Source organism: Pontibacter sp. H249 (genome assembly GCF_037892465.1).
Lineage (GTDB): Bacteria > Bacteroidota > Bacteroidia > Cytophagales > Hymenobacteraceae > Pontibacter.
Genome location: NZ_JBBKTR010000001.1, coordinates 134,832 through 147,283 on the forward strand (window position 1 = coordinate 134,832; position 12,452 = coordinate 147,283).

Here is a 12,452-nt window from a genome sequence, read left to right on the forward strand (position 1 = left end):
TAAGCACATCAATAAGTTGTATTTAAAATATATTAATTATAACTATTTGAAATTGATTTTAACTTTGCATTTGCATTTCTGTCTTACTTATGCCTAGTTTAACTGCAGTATTAAATTCAGTATCAAGTATGTGTTGGTAAATGTATTCTATCTTTCTTAATGATTGTTCAGTATTAAACCTGGCGGCATTTTCTAACCCCCTTTTTACTACCTCTTCTCGTTCATGTTTCCGAAGTAATACGACATGCTCCAGTACATGCGATGCATCTTTGGTCCACTCCTCTATGCATTCGTTTGTTGCAGGCATGCGTGGTATATAAAATCCTGCAGTGCCAGCCACCTCTGTCATTGGGGCATCGTCGGTTGTGATAACGGGACAGCCGCAAGCCATCGCTTCTGCAATTGGCCAGCCAAACCCTTCTGCTAAAGACGGAAACAGTAGCACATTGGCCCCAGCGTATGCGAGGCGCACCATTTCATCCGTAAGGTCGGTTACCCAATGTATATCCTCCGCAAAAGGTGATTGCGCTTGTAGTTCCTGAAGCTGATAAGAGGGCGCTCGGCCAACCATCACAAGTGGTAACTTAACTGAGCTCTTTTTTCGCCATTCGTTATAAAGTTTTATTACACCTGTACGGTTCTTATACCATTCGTTACCCCCAACATGCAATAAATACCCACCCGACAAATTATATCCCGACTCCGCACTCAAAATGGTTCTAGCAGTTGAGACCTTATGCGGGGAAAATTTTCCGTTTAGCCCATTGTACACAACTTCTGATGTAAGCGGAGAATTTGGGAGTAATTTATGAAGATCGGACTGAGTTTTGTAAGACACAGGGATAAAGTGCCTGCCGCTGGAGTAACCATCCCTGATATAACGCTGGTAAAGGCGTCCTGTCCAACTGATGGGGTTCTCCTTAATTTTACCGAGTGCAGACATTTGGGCAAGAAAATCATGACAATGAATAACGTGAGGCCTATCCGACACCAGAGGCACCCAAGGACCTAAAGCATGATCCGTGAAAACAAAAAGAGTATCATGAGCACATTGCTTTAACCGAGTGTGAACCTCGCGCGGAAACAAAATATACTGATCAATGTAACCGAGCCATTTTTTTATACTTGCTGGTGCAGGAAAGCGATGTAAAATTGGCTCCGGACACCAAACCTCGATATTATGCCCATAGCGTTTCATTCCTTCAGCCAACATTCGGGTAAACCGTGGCATGCTTTGAGAACTTAGAAATGTTGGATGTGCAAAGAAGACAATGTTCATGATTTATCTTTTTAGATCATGTTGACCGTTTAACGATAAGCATACTTTATTTATAGCTTATTAAGAACTATAGCATCTGTAACAGTAGTTTGTATATTGTTTGCCCTGTATATTACTATAAATATATAAAAAGGTGACATTTATTGTAACCTTTTTTATTTTTTATTATATTATACACATAAGTATATTCTATTACCGGTCAAATAATTCTGATCCAGAATCACCTGTTACCTTTTAGAGCAACAGGAACATTCTTACAATCACCCCTTTAACCAAAGAAGCATATGAAGCCGCAGATTTCTGTGATCATGCCTGTATTCAATCAGGAAAAATACCTAGCTGAGACCATTGAAAGCGTCTTGACCCAAAGCTTCAGAAACTTTGAGTTTATCATACTTGATGACGGTTCAACAGATAATTCTGCTCAGATAATTAAAAAGTATGCAGCTATTGATGATCGTATTATTGCTTCCTATGAAACTAACAGTGGGAAATCTGCATCAACTAACAAGCTGGTGTCCAGGGCAACAACTGAGTGGTTAGCGTTTTTGGATGCCGATGATGTAATGCTCCCTGAAAGACTGGAGAAGCAATTTGCTTATCACAAGGCACACCCGGAGGTTGATGCTACCAGCTGCCACTGCTTTTACATTAATCATAAAAGTATAATGTATGGCAAACAGCGATATCCTGGGCTCAAAAAACCTGAAGACTGTAAACAGGCTCTGGCAAATAACGAAACAATTATGTGCTCTTTTACAGGCATGATGACCAGTAAAAATGCTTATTTAACTACAGGTGGCTTGCGTACAGAAATGACCCCATGTGAAGACCTGGATTTTTTTAACAGGCTAGTTGAAAAGGGGTTCTCTTTGGTCATTATACAGGAAGAGTTGATGAAGTATAGGTTACATCCTACTGCTGCAACCTCCAGTAACCCGATGAGGATGTACAATATGATGAACTACACTACAAACTGCATCTATCGCCGAAGAGCTGGAAAGCCTGAAAGAACTTTTGAAGAGTATATGGCGATTAAACAGCAGGACTCCTGGTGGACAAGGCTAAATAGGAAGAGATTCACTTACAGTCAACTTTATTTCCGGAATGCGGGCACTTCCTACATATCGAGAGAATACCTTAGATTTGTTTACCTCCTTTTTCTGGCTTCCTTGCTATCACCAAACCATATACTTTATAAAGTAAACAACCTGATTGCCAAGAGAATTTAAGTCTGCCGTTTTAATGATTCTCTTTTAACCGAAAACTAATGTTGCGAAAAACTGAAGGTATAGATACAAACTTGTTAGCAGTAAAAATAGAAAATCCCAATCACTCGCTATGCGAAATAAAGCAAGTGATTGGGATTTAACTTTTCGATTTATTTATACTTTTGGCCCTAATTTAAAATGACCATAATTCTATCATCAAACTGTTCTAAGTTTTAACCGGAGTTTGTTACTTTAAAATCAAAAGGATTATACTTCATTGTCTCCGCTGCATTCTGTGCCCCTCATAGATGCGATGATCAAGCCTCCGATTAAAGTACTGAACCCTAAGGCTGTTGGCTGTGCCCATTGGCTTTGAGGAATCACTAGTAAGCCGAAACTTAGCAGTACCCATGGCAACAAATCTCCGCTTCGCAGCTTAGTGTAAGCAGCCCACGTAACTTTGGCACAAAATCCGAGGCGTAAAAGTATCATGCCCATTCCCATCAGTAGTCCTAACTCTCCGATCAGCCTGCCCCACTCACCTTCTGCTATCAAATATTTTACCTTACCGGCTAGCAACATACTACCTACATTGGTACCCATGCCGATGCCATACCCAAAAAGTGGTATATCTGCGTTACCAGTGATCTGCCCAATCAGTCCGCCCAGGTACCTGTCAACTAGCACTCCTTCCACGCCGCCTTCTACACTGTTTGCAGTTTCGAAACGGGATGTAAATGCCTCGAAAGCAGTTTGAAAGAAGCTGGTTTGGCTTAGTGCGGCTAACGCTATTATGAGTCCGATACATGCCACTATGATGCGTCCTAAAAATTTTGGTTTGAAGGCTACACCAATGACAGTGAACAACATCGTTACCAACACGGAGAAAAGAAGGCTTCTGCTGATGGAGAGCGGTATAGAGGCCAATAACGCCAATGTACCTCCTATCAAAATAAACTTGCTTATTTTTTCAGATCTGATCCAGAAGTAAAAAACAAAAGGCGCTACAAAGCTGAAGAATAAGCTGAGCCCATTTGTAAAAGAAAAGGTGCCGGGTGGTCTGAAATACCCCATTGCTCCACTGAAGCCTGCTCCTTCTTCGCTGCCCCCTAACCCACGGTTTACCCATGCAGACTGAGGACTATAGAATTGCATGGCGGTAAGTATGGCCATCGGAATGGCTATCATTAAAGTTACTCTGCCCAACTTGATAACATCTGCCTGTGTGAATATACGCCCTATCACAAACATCAACGGAAAATGAATCAAAAGTATGCGGGCCCCGAACAAAGCTACAGGTATACTGCCATGCCCAAGAAAAACCGCAGTAAAAATCCCAACAACTCCAATACCAACACAGCCTGCCACATAAGCCGTAAGCGGTAGTTGCCCCCGCTGCCATACACTAAGCACCAGCCATAAAGCAATAGGGTCTCGGACGATAAGTAACGGAGTAGCCAGGCCAGGAAGAAACCATTTGCGAAGGGCGCCTTCCATAATTAAAAGTATAAAGTATAGCCAAACTCCTCTCCTAAGCCACAGGTCCGTCTCTACAAGATTAGATGAATGTACCAGCGGCCGTTGATCCAAGGATAGACTTAGGTTATCTGTTGCTTTGGTGTTTGTGCTCATGCTAATTTATGTACTGCAGCTGCTAACTCTTGTCCGTATACTTCCCATGGCCTGCTTGAGGCAGTTTCCATGGCTGCTTTGCCAGCTTCCCGTATCAGGTCTGCCTTACTAATGAGTTGCTCTATTGCTGCCTTAAGTGCTTCTGTTGAGCCTGCCTCTACTAACCAACCATTATGCCCATGCTGTATAAATTCCGGGCCAGCTGTGCGGTCTGTGGTGATAACCGGTGTACCCTGAGACATAGCCTCTGTAATTACAAGCCCGAAACCTTCGAACAGAGAAGGAAAAACCAGCACGTCATGTGCCTGCATCAGGGCAAGAACTTCTGCATGAGCCATACTAGGTATCCATTTATGTTTAGAAAGCGCGGCATCCAAAACAGGGCAGTCATTACTTGCCTTATTGCCCACTATAGTTAACGCTACGTGGTTGCCGAGTGCCTCTACAGCCTCAAATAAATTGGCTATGCCTTTGCGTTGCGAAAGGCCGCCTACGAACAGCAACTTTAAAGGCCGTTTGCTACTTGCCAATGCATAATCCTTGTTAGTAGCAACCTCCGGAAAGCCATAAGGTATTACATGCACTGGCGGCAGGTGCCCGGGGTATTCTTTTAATGTGCTGGCTGTAAACTGGCTGGCTACAAAAATGTGATCTGCCATGAGGATTTCATCATCTTTACGGGCTAGCTTTGCCTCTGAATCCTGAAAGCCGGTTAGCGTTGCTGCCCACTCCGGCCTAAGCAGTTTTTCGTGCTCCATCAGTTTACGTGCTGCTCTCCAGTACCCGATAGGCAAGTCGTATAAACATTTTAGCCCATGTTTTCTTGCTTCTGAAAATGAAAACTGTGCTCCATCCTCGTAAGCATAAACCGTATTTACACCTTGCCTTTGAGAATCTTTAAGCAGGGCTGCAACACGTTTATCAAAAGTCTGATAGACTTTATCTACACAAAAAGGACCATTTTCGTGTTTGGTGAGGTAAGAGAGCCCTGCTTTTAGAGATAGCAGCCGCGCAACTTCGTACCAGGGCCATTGCTGCGTAACAACTCTTAAACGGGCATCGAAGCGCCTGCGCCTGACTTCTGCCAACGGCCCTATAGCTCCCAGCATATCCAACATACTACCTGGAAAAGAAGCGATGGATGTTCTGAAATTCAGGAGTAACCCTGCTTCATTAAAGCCAACAGCTGCAGCACGCACATTTGCATTTCCGGTAGGGTGTGAAAGTATAACTCCCATAGGTCTTATCTTAGTGCAGCAGTTTTGATTACATTCAGGTACTGGCTTGCCACCTTGTGCGGGTGGTGTGCCTCCAAGTGTATGGCTGCCTCTAAACGTAGTTTGCTCTCCAGTTCAGCATTCTCCACAATTGTTTTGATCGAAGATACCAGTGCATCTACATCGCCACGGGTAAATGTGAGGCCTGCCTTACCCACTGCGTCAGGCAATCCGCCTCCATCTGCCACTATAGGAATGCAGCCGCAGGCCATACCCTCCAGTGCAACGTTACCGAAGGGCTCCTCCCAAACGGATGGAGCAAGTAGATACTTGTGTTGGTTAAGGCACACATTCAAGGCATCTCCGCGTAAAGCGCCGGTAAAGTATACACAGTCTTCCATCTCCAGATCAGATACCAGTTTCTCCAGTTTTCCTTTCTCCGGACCATCGCCTACTATAGTTAAGGTGGGTCTTGGCTCACCGTTGCTACTCATAGTACTTACAATTTTGTGCAAAGCAAGTATAGCCATGTCAGCTCCTTTGTCAGATACAAGCCTTCCCAAAAACACAAAGTCTCTGGTGCGAGGCACCTCCGGTATCATCCTGAACACATTGATGCGATAAGGATTACCAATAACAGTTGCATCTGGCCAGCAACGCTTTCGTACTGCGTCGCTTACTGCAATTACTTCTTTAGCTCGTTTAAACCACACTAGTTTCGCTTTGTCCTGCAACCCCAAGGAGCCATCGTCTCTCGAAACCCATGTGTTTAAAGCAATCACTGTTGGTTTTTTAAATAGAATGTTAGGCCAAGCCAGGCGCATGCACGGGTTATTCTCAAAAACTACATCAGCCCAAACATGTTCTTTAATAAGCTGTAACTTAGTCGGTTTTCTGATGATAGTATAAGGAAACTCTTTTCTGTCAGGGTCTGGTGACCACGTTAGCATATGTACCTCATTCCCTGCCTCATGAAAAGCCTGAGCAAGAATTTCAGAGTTAACTTCGATTCCGCCAACATTCGGAAAAAAAGCATGAGACAGGAATAAAATTTTAAGGGACATAATTGCTTATCGTTACTTGGTCTGGATCTAATTACCTTTGCCGGATATCAGCTATACTTAAGTTCTAGTCTTGAAGAATGATTTTTAGAGCCTTTGCAGCTTGCTTCCTCTAAAGATTCGAGTAAGTCACCTGAGAATTTTTCCGCAACTCCACCAAGCAATGACTTCATTTCTAATCTGGTGCTGCTACATATGCACGCCTCAAAATTACCTGGTACGTATTGCAGTACTCCTGCAAGTGGTATATCATTAATATTATAACTAAAGCTTGTAGGTTGACGCACACAAAGTACGGGCAAACCATGCTCCAGCATAGCGGCAACAGAACCGCTTTTCTCTACCAATACAAGTGGTGTTGTAGAAATGCCAATTGTAGCACCTTGAAATATCCTGGAAATTTGCTCCGTAGACTGTTCTCCTAAAACCTCTACCCTCGCCCCTGCCTCTTGCCATACTTTAGACCAGTGTGCCAGTTCAGCTCCGCTTCTGCCTACTATCTTAAGTATAAGCTCTGCGTTTTGGCTTGCTGCATACTGTACTACTTCTGCTGTAAGCTTATTAACTGGAACACCTGCATGGATAGCACCAAAAGAAACAAGTATAATCCTTTTGCGCTGCTCCGAACTCAACGGCTCTTCATTGTCTTTAACTAGAGGTATATTCCCAAATAAAGGCAAGTATGATGCATCGAGGCCAAGTTTATTTAATTGCGCCTGGTATAGCCTGGTTTGTGTATGTAAAATAGCTGGTTTTAGAGTAGAGATGATGAACTTGATAAGTTGCTTTTGCAGCCATCCCCAAGAGCTTATTTTAAAAGAGGCATTAGCTTCTACTCCCACCCATAACTCATGGAACATTATATGCCAGTTTCTGCCGCGTCCAATTTTAGTTAAAGTATAGGCTAAAGAAAACGGCAAGCCTTTGTTATGAAATGCAAACGGAACAAACTGTAAGCTTAACCAATCAGGATCTAATGCTGCAATCCAAGTCGTCGCACTTACGATACGTGCCTTACTTGCGGCGCCAGCTGGTATACGTAAAACAGGAAGTACCATACTTTCTTCTAACTGCGTTTCTTCAACAGGTTTATGAACGTAGTTGTCGTATAGCGCCATCATCGCAACGCTGTGCCCCTGCTTTACAAGCTCACCGGCAAGTCTGCGGGTATAGTCTCCTACACCATCTTTGCCTTGCTCAAGTGATCCGCATATAAAAGCTATTGTCATGGTAACGATCTTTTAAGGGTGTCGCGGGGCAACTATCGGATTTAATAATACAACTGATACTGTTGATTTTTAACCTTGTCTGGGAAGCTGCTAGATCATGTTAAGTACTTTTTTCTTTTTGGTGTCTGTATAACCGTATCCATAGCTATAGCCATACTTTTGCCCATACTTATTTCTGACATCGTTCAGCACTATAGCCGGCCTGCTTAATTCCTTATTCCTATAAATTTCATCAATGATGGCGATCTGCTTTTTGTAAGTATAGTCTTGCCTTACCACATAAATAGTCGAATCGATCAGCGGACTCAAGCTAAATGCATCTGCTACCAGGCCTACTGGGGCCGTATCGATAATAATGTAATCGAATGATGCTTTAAGCTCGCTGATAAGATGCGTGAGCTTCGGTGACATCATCAGCTCAGTCGGATCGGGAGGAATAGGTCCGGAGCTGATGACATACAGTCCAGGCATATCTTCATATGGCTTAATTATATCGCTTATGGCCACATCATTAGCTATCAGGTAATCTGATATACCTAAGCCTTCTGCCATTCGTAAGTCCTTTGTTAACTTTGGCTTACGCATATCCAGCTCAAGCAGAACAACCTTTTTGCCTGTAAGCACAAGGCTTGCTCCGAGGTTGATGCTGAAAAATGTTTTTCCTTCACCACCCATACTTGAGGTAACCAGTATTGTTTTATTATCTCTGTCTACTGCCGCAAAACGCAACTTCGCACGAACATGTCGGATCATCTCAACCACAGGTGAACGATTACCCGATGTTACCACCAAGGTTTCATCCTCCTCGTTATGCATGATCTCACCAAGGATTGGAGTATGGGTTAGTTGCTCTACATCCTGCTGAGACTGTATTTTAACATTAAGCAGCTCCTTCAGAAAAACACCTGCAAACGGTAAGCCTAACCCTAACAGCAGAGACATCAAATAAATGGTCTGCTTGTTTGGCCTTACAGGATAGCTAGTAGAGATGGCAGGATCAATAACCCGTGAGTTTGAGCCATTTGCAGCCAACGACATGGCAGATTCTTCGCGTTTCTGCAGGAGATACAGGTATAGGTTCTGCTTAATTGACTGCTGGCGGTTTATTTCCAGCAGTTCTCTCTCCATGGTTGGCACCTTGCTAATCTTATTTTGGTAAAGACCTGAATTGGCTCTTAGGTTATTGCTTGTAATGATCAACCCTTTTTTGATGTTTCGCAGGTTCTCTATGATATTGATGCGAAGATCGTCTAGCTGCTCATTTATACTTAACACCAGCGGATTGTTAGAGAAAGCATTTTTAAGAATACGCTCCCGCTCCAGCTGCAACTCATTAAATTTTGCGATCAGCCTTGCCAGAGTAGGGTCTTGGATGGTAAGTGTACTAGGCACCATCCGATATTTGTTATTATCATTTTTAATGTACTCTTCTATTGATTCCAGGATATCTATCTGGATGGCCCACTCAGACAGTTTGCTGTTGTAGCCGTTTGCCTGCGTAAGGTATTGCGACGCTTGTGTGCTTACATCGGTTAGTTCGTTTTTGCGTTTAAACTGCTCCACGTCCTTTTCAACCTCAGTCAGCTCCGTTGTAACATACTTTAAGCGCTCATCTAAAAACTCTATAGTACTGGCAGCTTGCAGGTTCCTATCCTCGATAGCTTCTATGTTATATACTTCAATAAACTTGTTGATTAACTTTTTCCCTTTTTCTGGTATTGGGTCAATCATGCTTATGCTTAGCACACTAGCCCCTTTGCCTATAGGTTGTATTGATATTTTCTGGTTATAGCGCCTGGCTATGTCATTGTTGTTCTGAAATACTACTTTTATCTGTTTACCAACCGGAATTTTAGATGACGTAACACCCGAAGCGGCTACAACAGTAAAAGTGCCATATGGCTTTGAGATTTGCTGGCCAAACCTGAAAAGTTCTCCTTTTTGCTTTGGCTCATTATCACCAAAACTAAACAAGGTCTTGCTTTTAACGTCTTCTATCAATTCGAAAGCAGATGCAGACTTAAGGTGAATTCCTATTGTTTTTCCGAAAGAACTTGAGTCCATCTGGCTAACAATAACCTTAATCGGCACATCCTTGCCGTAGATCTCTACATCCTTTATTCTTCCTTCCACCATATACTTTGTAGAAAGATCCAGTTCCTTTACTACCCGCTGCATAAATGTTAGGGAGTACATTACCTCAATCTCGTTGTTGATGTTTTTGGATGGATTTATACCTCCGAGCTCTCCTAGTGCTCCCGACTCAAAATCATTGCTTACATCTTTTAGCAAAATGGTGCTTGCAATACTATACTGAGGCACAGTGAAGTATAGACAGTAGAAATAAGCACCTCCTAAACCAAACACTCCTCCTATCAAAAAGAGGTACCAATACTTTAAGTACTTCCCTAAAACCTCCCTCAAGTCTTTAGTACCTGGCTGTTCAGATTTTAACGGGAATAATTCTCTATTGCTCATAATCTGTTACCTGTAAATAAATTAAAATACCCGTGTCATTAAGAAAGTAGCTATAGAGAACACGGCAAGTGTTATAGACAAGCCGAACTGCAGATTGCGTCTTCCTGAGCTAACCTGTACAGCCTTTACCTTATCAGGCTCTACATAAATGATGTCGTTCTGCTGTAGATAGAAGTATGGGGAATTAAGAACTTCTTTGCTGTTAAGGTTAATTCTTGTTGTGATACGCTGTCCGTTTTGCTCTCGCATCAGCAAAACGTTTTCTCTTTTTCCAAACTCAGTCATATCGCCGGCAAGTCCTAGAGCTTCAAAAATGTTTATCTTTTCGCTTGGTACCTTAAACGTGGAAGGGCTGTTTACCTCACCTATAACTGTTATCTTAAAGTTCTGGAATTTAATATGAACAATAGGATCACGGGCATAACTGCTAAGCTTTTTTGTAAGTGTTTCGGTAGCTTCCCGCTTAGTTAATCCGGATAACTTTACTTTACCCAACACCGGGAACATAATATTGCCTTCCTTATCGACCAGGTATCCTTCCCCCATTGCAGTGGCCATGCTGCTGCTGTTGCCGGCACCACCTATGCTCGTGTTTATAACTCCTCGGTTAAACAGCACATTCGATTCCGGACTAAGGCTGGTTATGGTAATTTCCAGAAGATCATTGGCTTGAATCCTGGGATCAACATCGTTGGTGATCTGCTCTATGCTCGTAGATTCTTTGTTGATATCACTTAGATAAGTTAGATTTCTGGGAGAGCAGGAAACAATAAGTAAAGTACAAATGATAATAAGGGTTCTGCTTATCATAAAATTAAGGGTTTAGGTACTTTAGCGGAACAGAACTGGTAGAAATAATTCAAATAAATAAAATTTTTATTCTATACGCATATACTTACTGTGTGTTTTAACATAATTAAGAAATATTTTTACTCCAATTAGTTATAATAGCTTTATACATCTATTAGTATAGATAGATAGACCTATATCTTTGTAAAGCTTGAAGCGATTATAACTTATTTGCAATCAAGCACTAGTAAGGATTTTCGATTGATAATGAAGATTGTTAAACTATCTTTTAGTGATTTTAACCTAATAGTTTTTTAGTAGGAATGCAGGTGTTAACCAAGTAACACACAGGAACTTTAGCAAATTAATGCGTCACAAACAGCTATTGCCCAGACAGATAAATACACTAAGCAAAGTTTGTAAGAGTGTTAGTTATGAGCAACCTGAGTTTTGAGAACACGCTTTATAATGGCATCGATGTCACGCCAGTCGTAATAATGAAAAACTTTGCCCTCACTCATGGCTACAAACAAGCCCTTAGGAAACTTAGGGCCTAGGTTAATATTTGTAACCTCAGACCCGTCGCTTGCTAGCGTAGACATCGGGATCTCGGCAATTAAAGTATGGCTATGTGGATTTTTAGCATCTCCTTCCCGTTTGTACACCATAAAGGAGTTTGACTGCTGGTTAGAAATTAATATATAACCAGTAGCGTCTGTGGTAGCATAAACAGATATCCCTTCCATATCTTTTTTAAAGTCGCCGCTACCAAAAAATGCCAGTTCCCGGTTATCATTCTTAGCAGGATCAGCATAGTATTTACGTATACCAGCTCCTTCATCAGAATAATACACATAGCCTAAGGCATCATCAACTGCTATACTTTCGATTTCTTTGCGACCACTAAACTTACCGAACTTGCGTATCAACTGGGCTTTTACCGTTCCGTTTCCGGCATCTTGCAAGTGGTATTGCCATAGATAATTCGTTTCTGGTCCTTCTTTGCGGCTAATGATCGCAAATATTTCGTTATCAGAAGGTCTTTGGTACAAAGCTATACCCATTGGTTTCCTGCTGCTCTCCCCTACAAACACTTCGATGCCGCCATTATCGATTGCCTTCATATCCGGTAAAGTAAAGACCCTGATCCGTCCGGATTCACGTTCGGTTACAACAGCTATGTCGAGAGGTGTGTTGTTTAATTTCAGACCGTACGCGACGTCAACGTTATTAGGGCGCTTAAGCCCGGTTACAACTTTATCTGCTATAATTTTACCGTGCAGATTGTATACATACAAAGCCCCATCTGTTTGTTTATCTGTGCCTATAATCAGGCTTTTGCTAACATCTTCGCTGTTTATCCAGATAGCAGGATCATCGGTATCAAACCTGGTTTCTTCGGTTATAAGTATGGGTTTTAAAGCTGCTTTACCGGCAGAATCTGTAATTCGCTTTTTTTCCTGCGACTGCGCCTGGCAGGACAGAAGTATAAGCGAAATAGCAACAGCTAAATTGATGTATTTACTCATGTGTGGTTAAGCAATGAAAGTATAGGA

General features: G+C 42.2%; 9 protein-coding genes. 1 reads left to right on the top strand and 8 read right to left on the bottom strand.

Going from position 1 to position 12,452, the window contains the following annotated elements; translation table 11 throughout:
• Window positions 1-58: 58 nt before the first annotated feature.
• Entirely contained in the window at window positions 59-1,279 is a 1,221-nt protein-coding gene (locus WG943_RS00620) for a glycosyltransferase (RefSeq protein WP_340406117.1), read from the bottom strand.
• Between the two features lie 284 nt (window positions 1,280-1,563).
• On the opposite strand from WG943_RS00620, the gene WG943_RS00625 reads away from it, so the two are divergent.
• Window positions 1,564-2,511 carry a glycosyltransferase family 2 protein gene (locus tag WG943_RS00625; RefSeq protein ID WP_340406119.1) on the top strand — a complete coding sequence of 316 codons (948 nt, stop codon included), beginning with the start codon at window positions 1,564-1,566 and terminating at the stop codon, window positions 2,509-2,511.
• Between the two features lie 246 nt (window positions 2,512-2,757).
• On the opposite strand, the gene WG943_RS00630 is transcribed toward WG943_RS00625, so the two are convergent.
• The 7 genes from WG943_RS00630 to WG943_RS00660 form a co-directional block, all read right to left on the bottom strand.
• On the bottom strand, window positions 2,758-4,122 hold the full coding sequence (locus WG943_RS00630; protein WP_340406120.1) for a hypothetical protein: 1,365 nt from the start codon (window positions 4,120-4,122) through the stop codon (window positions 2,758-2,760).
• Window positions 4,119-5,360 carry a glycosyltransferase family 4 protein gene (locus tag WG943_RS00635; RefSeq protein WP_340406122.1) on the bottom strand — a complete coding sequence of 414 codons (1,242 nt, stop codon included), beginning with the start codon at window positions 5,358-5,360 and terminating at the stop codon, window positions 4,119-4,121. The genes WG943_RS00630 and WG943_RS00635 overlap by 4 nt, the downstream gene beginning before the upstream one ends.
• 5 nt (window positions 5,361-5,365) lie before the next feature.
• On the bottom strand, window positions 5,366-6,403 hold the full coding sequence (locus WG943_RS00640; protein ID WP_340406123.1) for a glycosyltransferase family 4 protein: 1,038 nt from the start codon (window positions 6,401-6,403) through the stop codon (window positions 5,366-5,368).
• Window positions 6,404-6,450: 47 nt separating this feature from the next.
• A complete protein-coding gene (locus WG943_RS00645; RefSeq protein ID WP_340406124.1) occupies window positions 6,451-7,629 on the bottom strand; it encodes a hypothetical protein in 1,179 nt (392 codons plus the stop codon).
• A 90-nt stretch (window positions 7,630-7,719) separates the two neighbouring features.
• A complete protein-coding gene (locus WG943_RS00650) occupies window positions 7,720-10,107 on the bottom strand; it encodes a GumC family protein (protein ID WP_340406125.1) in 2,388 nt (795 codons plus the stop codon).
• 21 nt (window positions 10,108-10,128) lie between these two features.
• Entirely contained in the window at window positions 10,129-10,917 is a 789-nt protein-coding gene (locus WG943_RS00655; protein ID WP_340406126.1) for a polysaccharide biosynthesis/export family protein, read from the bottom strand.
• A gap of 407 nt (window positions 10,918-11,324) precedes the next feature.
• A complete protein-coding gene (locus WG943_RS00660) occupies window positions 11,325-12,425 on the bottom strand; it encodes a phytase (protein ID WP_340406128.1) in 1,101 nt (366 codons plus the stop codon).
• Window positions 12,426-12,452: the final 27 nt, after the last annotated feature.

Bases quoted from the DNA above. Each gene is read 5' to 3' on its own strand.
- WG943_RS00620 (WP_340406117.1), bottom strand. From the start codon at position 1,279: ATGAACATTGTCTTCTTTGCACATCCAACATTTCTAAGTTCTCAAAGC.
- WG943_RS00625 (WP_340406119.1), top strand. From the start codon at position 1,564: ATGAAGCCGCAGATTTCTGTGATCATGCCTGTATTCAATCAGGAAAAA.
- WG943_RS00630 (WP_340406120.1), bottom strand. From the start codon at position 4,122: ATGAGCACAAACACCAAAGCAACAGATAACCTAAGTCTATCCTTGGAT.
- WG943_RS00635 (WP_340406122.1), bottom strand. From the start codon at position 5,360: ATGGGAGTTATACTTTCACACCCTACCGGAAATGCAAATGTGCGTGCT.
- WG943_RS00640 (WP_340406123.1), bottom strand. From the start codon at position 6,403: ATGTCCCTTAAAATTTTATTCCTGTCTCATGCTTTTTTTCCGAATGTT.
- WG943_RS00645 (WP_340406124.1), bottom strand. From the start codon at position 7,629: ATGACAATAGCTTTTATATGCGGATCACTTGAGCAAGGCAAAGATGGT.
- WG943_RS00650 (WP_340406125.1), bottom strand. From the start codon at position 10,107: ATGAGCAATAGAGAATTATTCCCGTTAAAATCTGAACAGCCAGGTACT.
- WG943_RS00655 (WP_340406126.1), bottom strand. From the start codon at position 10,917: ATGATAAGCAGAACCCTTATTATCATTTGTACTTTACTTATTGTTTCC.
- WG943_RS00660 (WP_340406128.1), bottom strand. From the start codon at position 12,425: ATGAGTAAATACATCAATTTAGCTGTTGCTATTTCGCTTATACTTCTG.